The organism is Rhodanobacter sp. C06 (assembly GCF_002001105.1).
Lineage (GTDB): Bacteria > Pseudomonadota > Gammaproteobacteria > Xanthomonadales > Rhodanobacteraceae > Rhodanobacter_A.
On sequence record NZ_MUNP01000078.1, the window covers coordinates 1 to 17,658 of the forward strand.

Annotated in this window: 12 protein-coding genes; 6 read left to right on the forward strand and 6 right to left on the reverse strand. The window is 69.9% G+C overall.

The genetic code is table 11. The features are described 5' to 3' along the window. Positions 1 to 60 precede the first annotated feature (60 nt). From B0E52_RS17505 to B0E52_RS17515, 3 genes are all read left to right on the forward strand, one after another. The gene (locus B0E52_RS17505) at positions 61 to 1,080 is read left to right on the forward strand and encodes a hypothetical protein (protein WP_254426856.1); all 1,020 of its coding nucleotides are present in this window, start codon (positions 61 to 63) and stop codon (positions 1,078 to 1,080) included. 31 nt (positions 1,081 to 1,111) lie between these two features. Next, a complete protein-coding gene (locus tag B0E52_RS17510) occupies positions 1,112 to 3,061 on the forward strand; it encodes a hypothetical protein (protein WP_254426857.1) in 1,950 nt (649 codons plus the stop codon). A gap of 108 nt (positions 3,062 to 3,169) precedes the next feature. Beyond that, positions 3,170 to 4,048: a hypothetical protein gene (locus tag B0E52_RS17515; protein ID WP_139351740.1), complete on the forward strand. Its 879-nt coding sequence runs from the start codon at positions 3,170 to 3,172 to the stop codon at positions 4,046 to 4,048. Between the two features lie 16 nt (positions 4,049 to 4,064). Here the strand turns inward: B0E52_RS17515 and B0E52_RS17520 are convergent, their stop codons facing one another. The 4 genes from B0E52_RS17520 to B0E52_RS17535 form a co-directional block, all read right to left on the reverse strand. Next, positions 4,065 to 4,346: an XRE family transcriptional regulator gene (locus B0E52_RS17520; protein WP_077485861.1), complete on the reverse strand. Its 282-nt coding sequence runs from the start codon at positions 4,344 to 4,346 to the stop codon at positions 4,065 to 4,067. A gap of 63 nt (positions 4,347 to 4,409) precedes the next feature. Further along, on the reverse strand, positions 4,410 to 6,695 hold the full coding sequence (locus tag B0E52_RS17525; RefSeq protein ID WP_077485863.1) for a molybdopterin cofactor-binding domain-containing protein: 2,286 nt from the start codon (positions 6,693 to 6,695) through the stop codon (positions 4,410 to 4,412). Then, a complete protein-coding gene (locus B0E52_RS17530; protein WP_077485865.1) occupies positions 6,692 to 7,228 on the reverse strand; it encodes a (2Fe-2S)-binding protein in 537 nt (178 codons plus the stop codon). Before B0E52_RS17530 ends, B0E52_RS17525 begins: the two co-directional genes overlap by 4 nt. Before the next feature lie 49 nt (positions 7,229 to 7,277). Continuing rightward, on the reverse strand, positions 7,278 to 8,600 hold the full coding sequence (locus B0E52_RS17535) for an amino acid permease (protein WP_077485867.1): 1,323 nt from the start codon (positions 8,598 to 8,600) through the stop codon (positions 7,278 to 7,280). A gap of 215 nt (positions 8,601 to 8,815) precedes the next feature. Between B0E52_RS17535 and B0E52_RS17540 the strand changes: the two genes are divergently transcribed. Next, positions 8,816 to 9,412: an outer membrane beta-barrel protein gene (locus tag B0E52_RS17540; RefSeq protein WP_077485869.1), complete on the forward strand. Its 597-nt coding sequence runs from the start codon at positions 8,816 to 8,818 to the stop codon at positions 9,410 to 9,412. A gap of 72 nt (positions 9,413 to 9,484) precedes the next feature. Here B0E52_RS17540 and B0E52_RS17545 read toward each other — a convergent pair whose 3' ends face one another. Continuing rightward, entirely contained in the window at positions 9,485 to 11,407 is a 1,923-nt protein-coding gene (locus B0E52_RS17545; RefSeq protein ID WP_077485871.1) for a S53 family serine peptidase, read from the reverse strand. Positions 11,408 to 11,724: 317 nt separating this feature from the next. Between B0E52_RS17545 and B0E52_RS17550 the strand changes: the two genes are divergently transcribed. Further along, positions 11,725 to 13,242, forward strand: coding sequence for a fumarate hydratase (locus tag B0E52_RS17550; protein WP_077485873.1), 1,518 nt, complete (start codon positions 11,725 to 11,727; stop codon positions 13,240 to 13,242). A gap of 192 nt (positions 13,243 to 13,434) precedes the next feature. On the opposite strand, the gene B0E52_RS17555 is transcribed toward B0E52_RS17550, so the two are convergent. After that, positions 13,435 to 14,850 (reverse strand): FUSC family protein, encoded by a 1,416-nt coding sequence (locus B0E52_RS17555; protein WP_077485875.1) that lies wholly within the window; start codon positions 14,848 to 14,850, stop codon positions 13,435 to 13,437. Between the two features lie 178 nt (positions 14,851 to 15,028). Between B0E52_RS17555 and B0E52_RS17560 the strand changes: the two genes are divergently transcribed. Further along, positions 15,029 to 17,656 carry a bifunctional aspartate kinase/diaminopimelate decarboxylase gene (locus tag B0E52_RS17560; RefSeq protein WP_256363994.1) on the forward strand — a complete coding sequence of 876 codons (2,628 nt, stop codon included), beginning with the start codon at positions 15,029 to 15,031 and terminating at the stop codon, positions 17,654 to 17,656. The last annotated feature ends 2 nt before the right edge of the window (positions 17,657 to 17,658 follow it).

Consider the following 17,658-nt stretch of genomic DNA (forward strand, 5'->3'; position numbering starts at 1 on the left):
GCGTGCGGTGGACGATGGGAATGATCCGTATGGGCGACGACGCCGAGAGAACGTCCTCCCATGCTGGCATGGGAGGACGTTCTCTCGGCGTCGTCGCCCATACGGAGCATTCCCATCGTCCACCGCACGCAGGCCGCAACCCGCGACACGGCACCGCCCGGCCCCGACCGGGACGGCACGCTTGCGCTCGACCTGGCGACCACGGCGCGCCTGCGCCAGCTGCGCTGGCGCGAGCCGCCGCGCGGCTATCGGCTGGCGTGGCTGGTGCTTGCGGTCGTGGTGCTGCTGCACCTGGTGTTCGCGGCGATGGTGTGGCTGGCGATGCGCCCGCCGCCGTCGCGGCCGGGGCCGGCAGCGCCGGTCACCGACGTGCTCGAGGTGCGTTTCATTCCCGCGGCCACCGCGCCGGCCGCGAAGGCGCCGCCGCCGGCCGTGCCGTTGCCACCGCCGCCGCGCACGCCGTCGCGGCATGCCGCCGAACCGGCGGCGAAGAACGCGCTCAGCGTGCAACTGCCCGCGCCGGCGGCCAGCGTGGCGCCGCCTCGGCTGTTCGACCGCAATGGCCAGGCCATGCTGCCGGCCAGTGCCGCCAGCGCGCCCGTGCCCGAGTACGTGCAGGGCATGCCGCGGGGCGACACGCGGATCATGCGGCACGACAGCCCGGTGAAATACCAGGCCACCCGCTTCGAGAAGGACTGGGGCAACGGCAGCAGCAACGCCATCGACGACGTGTTGCAGAAGGCCGTGGACAAGACCACGGTGAAGCACACCTTCCACCCGCTGCCTGGCGTCCGCATCCACTGCGCGGTCTCGCTGGCGATGCTGGCCGGCGGTTGCGGCGGCGATCCGCCTCCGCCGCCGTCGCCGAAGGACGGCGACGTGCGCCTGAACATGGCGCCGGCGCCGTTGGCGCCAAACCCGAACGCGCCCAGGCCGCCGCCGCTGTCCAGGTGCATCGCGCTGTACCGCGCCGGCAAGCCGCTCGCCGACGGCTGTCCCAGCGACACGCCGATCCGCGCGGTGGACGAGGAGTTGCGCGAGCAGCGCGCGAAGCAGACAAGGCAGTCGGCGGGGCAATAGAAGTTGCGGCAGTGGCCGCTACACTCGCCGCATGCCGCTGCCCACGGACCCGAACGCACCGCACCCGCCCGCCCAGCGGCCGGCGCAGGTGCTGCTGAATTCGCCACTGGCTGCTTCCTCGCACATGCTCAACCAGCGGGCGCGGAAGCGGCCACGGCCGCCCGTGTTGTGGCGGCGCGTGTTCGCGCTCGCCGGCAGCCTGCTGGTGCACCTGGTGTTCCTGTTCGCCTTCATCCTGGGGCCAGCGTGGGAACCGCCGCCGGTGGGCGAGGCGCCGGCGGCGAAGATGAAGCTGCGCTTCATCGAGTTGCCGGATCTCGCGCCGCCGCCGCCGCCGAAGGGCGAACCGCCGCGCCAGGCGGGGCCGGTGCACCAGGGCCACGCGGCGACGAGCCCGGGCGTGCGGCGCAGTGCGAGTGCGACCGTGCGGCCGGCGCCTGCCGTCGCCGCGCAAGCGGCGGCCGTGCCGCCCGCGAAGGCGGTCGCCGCTCCCCCGCCGCCGCCCAGCCTGCCGCAACCGGCGCCCGTGCCGCAGCTGCAGCCGGTGCCGCTGGCGAACCAGCCGCCGCCGGTGAACCTGCCCAAGCCCACGCTGCAGCCGCCGGTGCCGCCGAAGTTCCAGCCGCAACCTGTGCGTGCACCGCAGGCCGAAGGCAACCAGCCGATGCCGCCACCGCCTTCGCTGGCGCTGCCCACGCTGCCGCCGCAGGCACCGCCCGTGGTCGCGCCGCCCAGCGTGGCGCTGGACCGCGTGGCACCGAACACCGTGGCGCCGGCCATCGCGCAGCCCATGCACGTGGATCTGCCCGCGGCGCCGCCCGCGCCCGAGTTGCAGGCCGTGCCGCTGCCGGCGCAAGCCGCGCCGCAGGTGAGCCTGCAGACCACGCTGAATGCACCCGCGCCGAACGCACCACGGCAACTGCCGAAACTGCAGGCACCGGCGCCGGTCGAGGTCGCGGAGCAGCCGCTCGCCGCGGTCCCGCAGACCGCGCCCGCCGCGCCCAGCGTGACGCCGGCGCCCAAGGCCACGCTGGAGATCGCCAACGAACAGGCGCTCACCCGGATCAGCCAGCCGGCGCCGGTGGCATTGTCGCGTGCCGAAAGCACGCCGGCACCGGCCAATCCATCGACCACCGCACCGGCGCCCACCGCGACTGTCGCGCCGAGCGAGATTGCCGCCAAGACGGGCGAAACCGCCGCGCCGGACGTCAGCACCGCGCCGAACGCAAACCCGCAGGGCAGCGACAACGCCCGCCCCGGCGAGCCGCAAGGCAGCAGCCGCGTCAGCGAGACGGCCAGCGTGCACGGCAACGGCCCGCCGACCTCGCACGGCCTGGGCCACGCGACGACGGGCGCCCCAGGCAAGGGCGAGGGCGAGCAGCCCGGCGAGCACGAAGGTGCCGGTGCGAGCAACGGCGCCCAGCCATCCGGCCAGGCGCCGGGCAGCGTGCCGGAATACGTGCAGCTCAAACCCACCGGCGACACCAACGTCATGCGCCACAAGATCAAGGGCATCAGCTACAAGCCCACAAGCTTCGACCCGTACTGGACGCCACCCGGCGAGAGTTCGATCGACACCGCGCTGCGCCAGGCGGCCGAAAAGACCACGTTGCAGCACACCTTCCACCTGCCGCGCGGCATCCGCATCAAGTGCAAGGTGATGCCTTTGGTGCCGGTGGCGCTGCTGGGTTGCGGAGACGCCGACTCGCCGCCGCCGGCCGCGGCGCAGAAGGTCTACGACCGGCTCAACCTGCCGGCCGTGCCCGGCGGCAGCGTGCCCAGCGTGCCGCCGCCCGCGCCGGCGGCGAGCGCGGCAGCACCGGCATCCGTGGTGCTGGACAACCGCGTGCAATGCGCCGAGGCGCGCGTCACCGGCGGCCTGATGCCGCCCGGCTGTCCGCCGACCGAGCCGGTGGTGAAGGGACACGTGCCGGCCACTTCGTCGAGCTCGTGGGTGCCGGCCAGCGACCAGTTCCATTGAGGGTTGCCACGTATCCTGCTGCGTGCAGCCAGAGAACTTGCCCGATCGAGGCGTATGCTTTTGCCCGCTTGGTCGGGAGGTCGGATAGTGATCCGGTTGGTGCGACGCATGCTTGACGAGGTTGCGCTTCGAGTCTGCGCAGGGCTCGCGACGTGTCTGGTTTGGCACGTCGCATCGGCAGCAGTGGCGAAACCGTTGCCGTCGGCTGAAATCGACCGAGTGGTGGTCGCGGCGATTCCAACGTGGCAGGGCAAGCCGGCAGAGGTGCTTGATCGTCTGGATTTGAGCGAGCCGTTTGCGACGGTCAGCCAGTGGACGCTCGTGGTGGCGCGTGATCCTGACCCGAGTGCAATGCCGGGGTTCACGGATCCAGGCGCGCTGGCGGTCTGCTTGGTCAAGACGCTGGCTGTGGAGTGTTCCGAGAAATACGGCCCCACGAAAACCTACCCGGGGACGAACACGGCGTACGCCCTGCGCACGGCCAAGGTGGTGCATGCGGGCGCGAGGGAAAACGCCCCGCTGTTGCTGCTGCAGACTTGCTCGACGTCCGGCATGAACGGTAATTGCGACATCCGCACGGTGCTGTACGCCTACGACCGTGGTGCGGATCGCTTCCACCCGGTGTTTGTCAACGACACACGCGGCAGCAACAACAATCAAGACGCGCGCTTCGTCGAGCACGGCCCACTGCGCGGCGACGTGATTGTGAACTATCCCACCGGCCATGCGCCCTACGCCTACTGGATCGAGGTCTATGCGCGGCGTGGCGTGGGCGACTACACGCGCATCCTGCGCTATCGCGGGCATACGGGCTATGGTGATGGCAACGCGTTGGCCGTCGCCGATTCCGAGATGCCAGAAATCCTGCGGCGGCTGGGAAAATGGCAGCTGGGCGATACGCTGCCGGTGCCGCCGCAGCCACCGAAGGGCTGCGACCGGCTGATTCTTCGGCGCGGCGTGGAATGGTGTGACTTCGCCTCGCGCTGACACGTGCAGATTTCGCTCAGGCCGTGTCCAGTGCGAGATGGGCGCGTCGTCCCAGCGCCGTGGCGATGTTCACCAGCGCATCGAGCGAGAAGCAGGATACGCGGCCGCGCAGCAGATCGTTGATGCGCGGCTGGGTCACGACGCAGCGCTCGGCCGCTTCGCTCTGCTTCCAGCCGCTGGCGCCGATGATGGCGACGATTTGCTGCATCAGTTCGGCCCGGGCACGCAGGTTTGCCGCCTGCTCCGGCGTGTAGGCGATGGCATCCCATACGGTGGCATAGGTTTCGTGATTGCTCATGGCGAACCTCCGCTTAGTTCGGCGTAACGGGCCCGCGCCAGGTCGATCAAGCTTGCGCGCTCCTCAGGACAGCCGCAGGAATTCCTTCATCAGCGGCAGCCTGCGCACGCGCACCGCGCTGACGCGGAACACCGCGTTGGCGAGCGCGGGGGCCGCGGTGGGCATGGCGAGGAAGCTGGCGCCGGTGGGCGGGCGGTTGCCGCCGTCGACCACGATCACTTCGACGCTGTTCGGCAGCTGGGCCATGCTGGCGAGCGGGTAGCTCTTCCAGTCGCGCTGCTGGACCTGGCCGTCCTTGTAGGTGATGGCGAGGTTGAGCGCGGTGGAAAGCGCGTCCAGCGTGGCGCCGGCGACCTGGCCTTCGAGGCCGAGCGGGTTGATCACGCGGCCCACGTCCACCGCGCAGACGACGCGCGCGATGGCCAGCTTGTCGCCTTGCAGCGAGGTCTCGATGGCGTGCGCCACGTAGGCGCCGTCCATGTGCCAGCACGCGAGCCCCAGGCCGTTGACGCTGCGCAGCCAGTTCTTCCACTCGATGCGGTCGGCGACCAGCTGCAGCACGTTGCGCAGGCGGCCGGTGTCCAGCATGCCGCCGTTCTTCAGCGCGATGTTGCGCGGCTCGCCGAGCAGACGCAGGCGGGTCTTGAGCGGGTCCTCGCGCAGCTGGTGGGCGAGCTCGTCGATGAAGCTCTCCGCGGCGAACGCGTTGGCGAGCTGCGGCATCGCGCGGTGCGGGCCGCGCGGCAGCGTGGATTCCAGCGCGTACCAGTCGCTTCGGTAGTTCGGCACCAGTCCGGCTGGCAACTGGTCGGGCAGCACTTCGGACGTCCACAAGCGGTCGGCGGGTACGCTGCGGCCAGTGAGCGCGGAGGCGCTGGCGAGGCGCTGGTTCCAGGCGACGATGTTGCGCTTGGCGTCGATGATCGCACCGATCTTGTGCACGCTGGCGGAGCGGTACCAGTCGTGGGCGAAGTCCTGCTCGCGCGTCCACAGCAGGCGCACGGGCTTGTTCACCGCCTGGGCCAGCATCACCGCCTCGGCCACGTAGTCGTGGTCGAGCCGGCGGCCGTAGCCCCCGCCCACGCGCGGCACGCGGATCTCGATCTTGCCGGCGGCGAGGCCGGTGAGGCGCTGCACCACGGCCCAGGCCTGCTGCGGCGCCTGGGTGGGCACCACGAGGCGGGCGTGGTCCTTGTCGACGTGCGCGAGACAGTTCATCGGCTCGGGGCAGGCATGCGCCAGCCAGGGCTGGTAGTAGCTGGCCTCGAGGCGGTACGCGGCGTGCTTGCCGGCCTTGTCCACGTCGCCGTCGTCGCGCACGCGGGTGGTGGGTGCGGCCTTGCTGTCGAGCAGGGCGATGGCCTGCTGTTCCAGCGCACCGCTGCCGGTTCCGGCGGCGGCGCCGGGCTTCCATTCCAGCTTGAGTTTGTCGCGGCCGACGAGTGCAGCCCAGGTGTTCTCGGCCAGCACCGCCACCGCGGGCGCGATCACGGTATGGCCCGGCGGCTGGCCGGGTTCGGGCTTCAGGTGCATCACCTTGACCACGCCCTTCACCGCGAGCGCGGGCGCGGTGTCGATGCTGGACAGGCTGCCGTCCGGCCACGGGCAGTGCAGCAGCACGGCGACCAGTGCCTCGGCCTCGTGATGGTCGATCGCGTATTTCGCCTGGCCGGTGACGATGGCGTGCGCGCCCACGTCGCCGACCGGCTTGCCGATCAGGGTGTAGCGCTCCGGCGCCTTCGGTGCCGGCGTCTGCGTCGGCAGGTCCAGCTTGCTGGCGTCGTCGACCAGGCTGCCGTAGGTGACGCGGCGCCCGTCCGGCGCGATCACCGTGCCGGCCTCGCAGCGCAGGCGGTCGGCGGCGATGCCGAGCCGGCGCGCGGCGGCCTGGGTGAGCAGCCAGCGCGCGAGCGCGCCGGCCTGGCGCAGCTCGGCCCAGGCGGCGGGGATGGAGTCGCCGGTGCCGCCGCGCTGGCGGCCGTAGGTCCAGCGCGGCTGGCCGTTGTCGTTCGCGCTGACGCCCAGGCCCAGCGGCACCACGCTGACGCGGTTCCAGTCGGCGTCCAGTTCGTCCGCGATGATCATCGGCAGCGCGGTGGCGACGCCGGTGCCGGTGTCGGGATCGCGCGCGCCGATCAGCACGTTGCCTTCGGCGTCGATGCGCACGTAAGCGCCGAGCTCCTGGAAATGATTGCCCAGCCATTCCGGCGGCAGCGGCGGCTCATCGGCACGCGCCATGCGCACGCCAACCACCAGCGCACCGGCGGTGCCGGCGAGGATCTGCAGGAAGCGCCGGCGCGACAGCCGCAGGCCGTTCGTGGCGGCACCGTTCGAGGTCTGCGCGCTCATGCCTGGCCCGCCTTGCCGGCGGCGGCGCGCTTGATCGCCGCGCGCACCCGGGTCTGGCAGCCGCAGCGGCAGGTGTTGGTCAACTGGTCGATGTCGGCGTCCGTGGGTTGCGGCTTGCGTTTCAGCAGGTCCACGCCGGCGATCAGCCAGCCCGGCGTGCAGTAGCCGCAACCGATCGCGTCCGCGTCGATGAAGGCCTGCTGCAGCGGGTGCAGGGCGCCGTCGTTCGCGGCCAGGCCTTCCACCGTGGTGATGCGCTTGCCGTCCAGCTTCGCCATCGGCAGGGTGATCGCGGACACCGGCTTGTCGTCCACCAGCACCAGGTCGGAACCGTTCTCGCCGTGCGCGCCGCCGTACTTGGTGCCGGTGAGCCACAACACGTCGCGCAGATACCACAGGAGTGGCATCTGCGGGTCGCCGGTGTGGACGAAATGCTCGCCGTTGATCTCGACCGCGATGCCGCCGCGCACCGCCGCGGGCACGATGCTGCTGTCCGGAGCGACCGGCACACCGTGGGCTTGGGCTGGCACCATGCGAGATCTCCTCAACCGTATCCGCGCATTGTGGCATTGCCGCGGCCGGCTAGGAACGCGTGGCGCTGAACAGGCGGCGCCAGCACCAGTAGACCGGCACGCCGGTCAGCATGATCAGCACGCCCATGCCGGTGTTGTACGGACTGTCGCGCAGGCTTTGCACCACCACGAGCGCAACGGTGGCGATGAACAACAAGGGCGTCAGCGGGTAGCCGGGGACGCGGTAGCCGGGCTCGGCGAGGTCGCGCCGGCGATACAGGAACAGCGTGGCCACGCCGATCGCGCAGGCCAGCCAGTCGCCGAAGGTGGCGTAGTCCAGCAGCTGGCCGTAGCTGCCCGACAGCGCCAGCACGCTGGCCCAGCCCGCAAGCAGCAGCAGCGCGATATTCGGCGTGCGGTGGCGCGGATGCAGTCGGCCAACCACGCCGAAGAACAAGCCGTCCTCGCCCATCACCTGCAGCACGCGCGCACCGGCCACCAGGGTGATGTTGCAGAAGCCCAGCGTGGAGACAGCGATGCCGATGGCGATCAACTTCGCGCCCGTGCCGCCGGCCACGCGTTGCATGACATCCGCCGCCGGCGTGTGGCTGGCGGCCAGCCCGGCATGGCCGAGCACGGCGAGATAGGCCACGTTGACCAGTGCGTAGGCGGCGATCACGCCGAACATGCCCAGCAGCAGCGCGCGCGGCAGGGTGCGCTGCGGTTCGCGTACTTCGCCGGCGAGGTTGTTGAGATAGGTGAAGCCCGAGTAGGCGAACAGCACCGGCAGCGCCGCGCCCATGAAACCCGCATCCGCATGCGCCGGATCGGCCGCCAGCACCGGCGCGCCCGCACCGGCGAAGAACAAGCCGCAAACCACCAGTGTCGCCACGGCCAGCAGCTTGAGCACCGTGAACAGGTTGTGCACCGGCACGCCAAGCCGCAGGCCGCGCAGGTTGATGCCCGCCACGAATACCAGCGCGCCCACGGCCAGCGGCGTCGTGGCCGCCGCCGGCAGGCCGAACACGGCCGCCGCATAGCTGGCGAAGATCGTCGCCACTGCCGCGGTGGAGCCGGAATAGATCACCAGCAGCATCGTCCAGCCGAACAGGAAACCCGCCAGCGGCCCGAACGCTTCGCGCAGGTATATGTAGCTGCCGCCCGCCTGTGGCCGACGCGCGCCCAGCTCCGCGTAGCACAACGCGCCGAGCAGGGTTAGCACGCCCGCGCCGATCCACACCGACAGCAGCGCCAGCCCCGAGCCGGTGCGCTGCGCGGCAATGCCGGGATTGAGGAAAATGCCGCCACCGATGATGCCGCCCATCACCACCAGCGCGGCATCGCGCATGCCGAGACGGCGGACATAGCCGCCGGACGAAGTCGATACGCTCATGGAATCCCGCCGCGGGAAAGGACCGGGGCGAGCATGGCGGGAGCCCGGTCGTGCGGCAAGTCCCCGCCAACGGACGCAATATCGCAGCCGCTGCGCAGGCCCCGATGTTCGTGCCGAATGGCGGTTGCAAGCGTGCTGCCGCATTCCCGAGAATGCGCGGCCCGCGCGCATGGGGCACGCGGGCACACCACCAGAAAACATCGAACAGGGAAGCCATGAACAAGCGTATTCACATCACCGTCGCGGCCGCGTTGCTGGCCGCCGCATCGACCGCGGCGATGGCCGACGACGGCGCGTTCTTCATCAACGGCAATCTGGGTCAGTCGCGTTATCACGACAGCGGCTTCAACGACAAGACCGATACCGCCGGTGCGGTGCGGCTGGGCTACGACTGGAACGCCGGCGCCTTCAGCTTCGGCGCCGAAGGCGGCTACGTCGATCTGGGCAAGGCCAGCGGCCTGGGCTACGTGCCCTACTATGCAGGCCCCTATGGCGGCACCTACGGCATCGGCGCGAAGACCTCGGGCTGGCTGCTCGGCGGCAACTTCAAGTACCGCTTCGGCAACAACATGTACCTGTCCTCGCGCGCCGGCTGGTTCCGTTCCACGTTCGACACGAACGTTAGTGGCCTCGGCTCGCAGAGCTACAGCGGCAATGGCGGCTATGCGGGTCTCGGCCTTGGCTACGACTTCAACCGCAACTTCGGCATCGGCGCGAGCTACGACCGCTATCACGGGCGGGCGACGATCTATGGCGAAAGGGTCGGCGAGAACATCGACATGTTCTCGGCCTTCGCCGAATTCCGCTTCTGAGTTTTCGCCGGTGGAAAAGACAACGGCCGCTTGCGCGGCCGTTGTCCCGACGATGGAAGTCGTGCGCGGGCCTCAGTGACCGCCCAGGAACAGGTTGAGGTTGGCCACGTTGAGCGTGCCGATGCCGGCGCCCGGCGTGTACTTCGGCGCACCGTAGTAGAACCAGTTGTCGCCCGCGTTCACGCTGTTGAAAGCCGACCACGGGCCGTAGCCGAAGATGTTCTGCAGCAGGTACACCTGCGGATTCCAGAAGCCCACGCGATGGCCGATGCTCTGCGTCAGCAAGGCGCTGATGCCGTTGAGCTGGGGCGCCACGAAGCTGGTGCCGCCCGCCGAACCCAGGCCGCCGTCGGTGGTGGAATACAGCACGTAGCCGGTTTCCGGGTCGGCATTCAGCGCGATGTCCGGCACGTTGCGGCCACTGAAGTTCGCGGGCAAGGCGAGCAGGGTGGTGGGGCCGGCGCTGGGGTCGTTGTAGACCAGCGCCTGCTTGCGCTCGCTGCGACGGATGCCTTGGGTGAACCACTGGTAGACCGGCTTGTGCCAGTACACGCTCACGCCGCCACCGCCGCCGACCGAGAACAGCTGGGCGCGCCAGCCGCCCGGAGTCGGGGCATAGGTATCGAGGTAGACCTGCAGATAGTCCCAGCCCCACACGCTCTCCTGCGTGATGGAGGTGGTGGGGTCGCCCTGGATGCCGAAGGTGAACGGCACCGTGGTGCCGCCAGCGGCCGTGATGAACGGATCGGAGGCCGGCGAATCCACGGTCAGCGGCGCACTGAACTCACCCGGGCCGGTGCCTGTGCCCAGTCCGCGCACGGTGTCATAGGCGCCCGAATCGCCCGAGGCGGCGAACACCGACTGCCCCTGCACGGCCGCTTCGAGGAAGATCTGGTGGAAGGCGCGCAGGTCGCCGACGTCGCTGGTGTCGGTGTCGCTGGCGCCGTTCACGTTGAGCGCGGCGAAGTTGAAGATCTCCGGCGAGCCCCAGCTGGTGGAGATGCTGTCGGCCTTGTTGTCGGAAACGGCTTGCGCGAACGCATCGGTGAAGCCGTTGCCGGCGTTCGGCGCGTCGTAGACGATGATGTTCGCCCACGGCGCGATGCCGCCGGACTGCTCCACGTCCAACGCCGTCTCGCCGCTGCCGCCGTCGAAGACGCCGCCGCCGTCCACGTGCACCTGGGTGATGCGGTTCGGCTTGGTGGCCAGGCCGATGTCGCTCCAGTAGGTCTGCGCATCGGACGGATAGAAGTTGGACAGGGTCACGATCGCCACCGTCGAACCCTTGCCGTTGATGCCGTGCTGGTACAGCGGATTGATGTTGTAGAAGTTCGCCACGTCGCCCACGGTGTAGTCGCCCGGTATGCCGGTGGCGGTGGGGTTGCCGCCGGGCGTCTTGGCGAGCGCCTTGAGCGTGAAGGTTCGCTGCGCCGTCGCCGGCAACTGGGGCAGGTTGATGCGGTGTGACAGGAACTGCCGCTCGTTGCTGAGGCCGCTGACGAAGATCACGCTGCCGGCCAGCGCGGCGGGCATCCGTGGCGCGGTGGCGGGGCGATGGAAGCGCCGGCCGCTGCGCGCGGAGACGTACTCGTGGATCGGCGCCTGGAACATCGCGCCGAGCTGGGCCGGCGTGGCGCTGGTCTCGATCGCGAGGTGGCTGGCCAGCACCGTGCTGGAGAGGCCTTGCTGGCGCAGGAAGGCCTGCACCCGTGCGATGTCCGCATCGCTGGCGCCGTACTGGCTGGCGAACTCGGCGGTGCCGAGGAACTGGCGGTAGTGCGCCGAGCCGGGAGTGATGGTCTGCCGGATGTAATCCTCGAGCGCCGCCTCGTGGCGCAATTTCAGGATCAAGGTGACGTGCACGGGCTGGTTCGAAGCGGCCAGGCCCATGTCGACGTTCGGCCGCACGTCGGCGGCCCACGCGGCGGTGCCCACGCCTGCGAACAGCAGGGCGAGGCAGCCGGCCAGGGATTTGCGATGCAGTTTCGCGAACATTGCGCTTCCTCCTGATGGCAAAGATTCGGGCGTGCACGGGCGACGACGCGTCGCCGCCACGCCTTACGGTTGATCCGCAAGAGCGTTTCGTCGAGACGAACTGATGAAGGGTTGCCCCAGCGACGTCGTCGGTCTCCCCTGACGACTGGCGTTGCGCCGCCCGGCGAGCCTACTCCGGAGCCTTCGGCGCCGATAGCCGTGCAAGAAATTGCGAGAAGATCGCAAGTTTGGGTGCGCGTGCGGGCTGCGGCACAATAAGGGGTTCGCGCCATGGATTCATCGCCATGGCGTCCCTCATTCCCGCCCAAGCCATCGCCATGACCGCCATCAAGCAAGCCGACCTGATCCAGTCCGTCGCGGACGCCCTGCAGTACATCAGCTACTACCACCCGGTGGATTACATCAAGGCGCTGGCCGCCGCGTACGAGCGCGAGGAATCGCCCGCGGCGAAGGACGCGATGGCGCAGATCCTGATCAATTCGCGCATGGCCGCCGAAGGCCACCGGCCGCTGTGCCAGGACACCGGCATCGTCACCGTGTTCCTGAAGATCGGCATGGGCGTGCGCTGGGACGACGCCACCATGGGCGTGGAAGACATGGTCAACGAAGGCGTGCGCCGTGCCTACATGGACCCGGACAACAAGCTGCGCGCCAGCGTGCTGGCCGACCCGGCCGGCCGTCGCCTCAACACGAAGGACAACACGCCGTCGGTGGTGAACGTCTCGGTGGTGCCCGGCGACACCGTGGAGGTGATCGTGGCGGCCAAGGGCGGCGGCTCGGAGGCGAAATCGAAGTTCGTGATGCTGAACCCCTCCGACTCCATCGTGGACTGGGTGCTGAAGACCGTGCCGACCATGGGCGCCGGCTGGTGCCCGCCCGGCATGCTCGGCATAGGCATCGGCGGCACCGCGGAGAAGGCGATGCTGCTGGCGAAGGAATCGCTGATGGAGCACATCGACATCCAGGAGCTGATTGCGCGTGGGCCGTCGAACCGCGTCGAGGAACTGCGCATCGAGCTGTACGAGAAGGTCAATGCGCTGGGCATCGGCGCGCAGGGCCTGGGCGGTCTCACCACCGTGCTCGACGTCAAGATCAAGGATTACCCCACCCACGCGGCGAACCTGCCGGTGGCGATGATCCCGAACTGCGCCGCCACCCGCCACGCACACTTCGTGCTCGACGGCTCCGGCCCGGCGACGCTGGACCCGCCCTCGCTGGAAGACTGGCCCAAGCTCACCTACAACCCGACCAACGCGCGCCGGGTGAACCTCGACACCATCACGCAGGACGAAGTCGCCAGCTTCAAGCCGGGCGAGGTGCTGCTGCTCAACGGCAAGCTGCTCACCGGCCGCGACGCCGCGCACAAGCGCATGGTCGAGATGCTCAACAAGGGCGAAAAGCTGCCGGTCGACTTCAAGGGTCGCTTCATCTACTACGTGGGCCCGGTCGATCCGGTGCGCGAGGAAGTGGTCGGCCCCGCCGGCCCCACCACCGCCACCCGCATGGACAAGTTCACCGAGCAGGTGCTGGCGCAGACTGGCCTGCTCGGCATGGTCGGCAAGGCCGAACGCGGCCCCGCGGCGATCGAGGCGATCAAGAAGCATCGCTCCGTCTACCTGATGGCGGTGGGCGGTGCGGCCTACCTCGTGTCGAAGGCGATCAAGGCGAGCCGCGTGGTCGGTTTCGCCGACCTCGGCATGGAGGCGATCTACGAGTTCGAAGTGAAGGACATGCCGGTGACCGTGGCGGTGGACAGCGCCGGCACCTCGGTGCACCAGACGGGCCCGAAGGAGTGGCAGGCGCGGATCGGGAAAATCCCCGTCTTTGTTCAATAAAGCAGTGCGCGTAGCGCACGCCTTCGCCTCCTCTCCCTCCGGGAGAGGAGTGAGGAGAGGGTCCGGACTTGCGCGGTGCCGCCGAACGAGTCGGTCAGCGCACGCCTTCGCCTCCTCTCCCCGCCGGGGAGAGGATTGAGGTGAGGGGCGGGTGCTCGCGAAAGCATTTCATTGAAGCCACGCGATACTTCGTCAGGTCCTTTCGCCGGACTGGCCCCTCTCCCCAGCCCTCTCCCCGGCGGGGAGAGGGAGTGAATCCCGCAATGCTTCCAACGCTGTCAGCAAGCGCTCCGGCTCCCGCAGTGCCTGCCTTGCCGCACCCACCGCACGCCGCACGTTCCCCGGCGTAGCGCCTTGTTCGATCAAGGCCAGCGCAGGCGCACGACAAACGGACAGCGCATCGATCCAGTCCGCCGGCTGGCGCAGCCCGAGCACACGTGCCGCGCGGAACGCCGGCGTCAGCGATTCCACATCATTGAGTGCACGCACGAAGGCCGTCGTCCCGCGTCGTTCTATCGTCGGGTCCAGCGCCTCGCCCAGCGCGGCCAGCGCGTCGGCCAAACGCCGGCGCAACACATCGGTGGAACGCACCGGCACCACCAGCCACGCGGTGGCCACGCCGATGGCCGCGCCGGCCGCGATCGCCGCCAGGCGCAGTGCCATTTCCGAAGTTGCGGGCAAGCCGGCGTAGTTCTGCAGCAGCGCCAGCGCCACGGTGACGAACAGCGCCCACCATGTGTAGTTGAGCTGGCGCAGCCAGGTGCCGAGGAACAGCGCGAGCAGGATCAACGCCACGCTGCCGTGCGCACCGGCCGGCGTGACGAGCAGGGCCGCGGCGACGCAGCCGCCCGCTGCACCGGCCAGGCGCAGCAGGCTCTTGTACGCCACCTCCAGCCGGCCGCGGTTGCCGCTGTGCACGATGAAGGCAGTCAGCACCACCCACGGCCAGTGTTCGCCGAAACCGAGATGGCCCACGGCGAACGCGAGCACCAGCGCCACCACCATCTGCAACGCCATGCGCGTGGTGGCGGAAAGCCGCGCATGGGTGGATGGGGCGCGAACCGGCGCAGTCGCGTGGTGTGTGCGCCCGTCGGCCAGCCAGCCCATGCGCCGGCCCAGCACGTCGAGCAACGACACCCATGCCAGCGCCAGCAGTGCCACCAGTATCGGCACCACGGCGGCAGGCAGCCGCCCGTGCTGCGCGCCGGACAAATGCGGCACGGTGAGCACGGTCACGAAGGGCAGGGCAATCAACCGGCTGGCGCGTCGCGCCAACTCGCCGAACTGGCGCAGCCACACCGATGCCGCCACGCCCACGGTGAACGCCGCGGCGCCGATCCACGGCGCGTGCAACAGCAACCAGCCGACGCCGGTCGCAGCCAGTCCCACCACGGGCAGCGCGATGGCCGCTTCCAGGCGGCCGCGACGGTCGCGGTCGAGCCGGCTGCGCGCCAGCGACAGGCTCAGCACCACCGCCAGCACGGCGCTGCCGGGGCCGGGCGCGAACCATTGCGCGCAAGCCAGGGCGAGCAGGGCGGCTGCCATTGCCACGACCGCCTCGGGCAGTGCCCGCAGCACGGTGGGCAGGACGGATGGCGCGGCAGTCATGCGCTGGCGGGTTCCTGGTCGGCAGCGCGCAGTCTAGCAGCGCGCCGGCAAGCCGCCGGGTGGCTCGACAAGTGGACGTCTGGACGTCCAAACGAAGTCACTTGCAAAAAATCTTGCAATCGCTTTGACGCGGCGCAACACTGGCGGGATCGTTTCCCGCCAACCGCCCAAGAGAGCCGTGAATCCCAACGCCCCCGCGCCGCTGCCTGCGGACGCCCCCTGGATCGTGATGAAGTTCGGCGGCACCAGTGTCGCCACCCTGCCGCGCTGGCAGAACATCCGCGAGCTGGTCGCCAGCCGCCGCGCCGAAGGCGCGCGCGTGCTGGTGGTCGTGTCCGCGCTCACCGGCATCACCGACGCGCTGAAACAGCTGTGCGGCGAGGGCGACCAGGGCAAACGCAAGGCGGCGGCCGGCGCGATCGCGCAACGCCACTACGACCTGCTTGCGCACATGCAGCTGCCGCTGCCAGCCACGCTGGGCGCGCGCCTGGACGAACTGGCGGCGCTGGCCGCGGAAGGTCCCGCGCGGTTGGGCGAGCTGGCCTGGTCGGCGCGGGTACAGGCGCATGGTGAATTGATGTCCAGTGCGCTGGGCGCGGCCTTCCTCAGCGAGAGCGGCCTGCCCACGCAGTGGGTGGACGCGCGCGATTGCCTCGCCGCGGCCGCGCTGCCGAACCAGAACGAGCGCACCCGCCTTCTGTCGGCGATGGTCGAAGCCCGCCCCGATCCCGCGCTCAACGCGCGCCTCGCCGCGCAGGGCGAGGTGTTCATCACCCAGGGTTTCATCGCGCGCGAGCCCACCTCCGACCAGGGCGGGGGCCGCACCGTGCTGTTGGGCCGCGGTGGCTCGGACACCTCGGCGTCCTACTTCGGCGCGCTGCTGAAGGCGGCGCGGGTGGAGATCTGGACCGACGTGGCCGGCATGTTCACCGCCAACCCGCGCCAGGTGCCGGGCGCACGCCTGCTGCAGAAACTGGACTACGAGGAGGCCCAGGAGATCGCCTCCACCGGCGCCAAGGTGCTGCACCCGCGCTGCCTGTCGCCGCTGCGCGAGCCGCGCGTGCCGCTCTTGGTGAAGGACACCAACCGTCCCGAGCTGGAAGGCACCGTGATCGGTCCCGAGGTGCGCGACCACGCGCCGTCGGTGAAGGCGATCAGCGCGCGCAAGGGCATCACCCTGGTGTCGATGGAATCGGTGGGCATGTGGCAGCAGGTCGGCTTCCTCGCCGACGTGTTCGCGCACTTCAAGCAGCACGGCCTGTCGGTGGACCTGATCGGCTCGGCCGAGACCAACGTCACCGTGTCGCTGGATCCCACCGAGAACCTGCTGGACTCCGACGCGATCGCCGCGCTGGCCGGCGACCTCGCCAAGGTATGCCGGGTCAAGGTGATCGCACCGTGCGCCGCGATCACCCTGGTCGGCCGCGGCATGCGCTCGATGCTGCACACGCTGTCCAGCGTGCTGGCCGAGTTCGACCAGCTGCGCGTGCACCTGATCTCGCAGTCGTCGAACAACCTCAACCTCACCTTCGTGGTGGACGAGGACGTGGTGGACGAGCTGCTGCCGCACCTGCACGAGCTGCTGATCGCCGCCGGCGCGTTGCGTACCGACGACAGCGTGCTGTTCGGCCCCAGCTGGCAGGCGTTGTACGGCAGCGGCGAGGCGCTGGCGCAGCCCTCGTGGTGGCGCGACGGCGAACGCCAGCGCCTGCTGGCCATCGCCGCCGAGGCCACGCCGCGCTACATCTACCACCTGCCCACCGTGCGTGCACAGGCGCGTGAACTGAAGGCGCTGGCGGCAGTGGATCGCTTGCACTACGCGGTGAAGGCGAACACGCATCCGGCGATCCTGCGCGCAATAGCCGCGGAAGGCTTCGCGTTCGAATGTGTGTCGCCGGGCGAGTTGGAGGCGGTGTCCGCGGCGGTGCCGGCAAACGCACCGCTGCTGTTCACGCCGAACTTCGCCTCGCGCGAGGACTTCGTGCGTGGACTCGCCAGCCGCGCCACCATCACCTTGGACGCGCTGCATCCGATCGAGCATTGGGGCGAGCTGTTCCGCGGCCGCGAGATCGTGTTGCGGGTGGACCTCGGTCGCGGCCTCGGCCACCACGAGAAGGTGCGCACCGGCGGCAGCGGCAGCAAGTTCGGCCTGCCGCTGGAACAGCTCGACGCCTTCCTCAGGCATGCCGATGCCCACGGCGTCACCGTGCGCGGCCTGCACGCGCACCTCGGCTCCGGCGTGCTCGACGCGAGGCACTGGGGCGAGGTGTTCAACCAGCTCGCCAGCCTCGCCGAACGCATCGGCAGCATCGCCTTCCTCAACATCGGTGGCGGCCTGGGCGTGCCCTCGCACCCCGGCGAGGCGAAGCTGGACATCGCCGCGCTGGACAAGGTGCTGCGCGAGGTCAAGGCGGCCTACCCGCACTACCAGCTGTGGATGGAGCCGGGCCGCTACCTCGTGGCCGACGCCGGCGTGCTGCTGGCGCGCGTCACCCAGACCAAGGGCAAGGGCAGCTGGCGCTACCTCGGCGTGGACACCGGCATGAACAGCCTGATCCGCCCCGCGCTGTACGACGCCTGGCACGAGATCGCCAACCTCACGCGGCTCGACGAACCGGCCACCGGCCTGTTCCAGGTGGTCGGCCCGATCTGCGAATCCGGCGACGTGCTGGGCAGCGATCGCCGCCTGCCGGAGCCGCAGGAAGGCGACGTGATCCTGATCGCCCAGGCCGGCGCCTACGGCAAGGTCATGTCCTCGCCGTACAACCTGCGTGGCGAGACCGAGGAAGTCGTGATCGACGTTTGAAG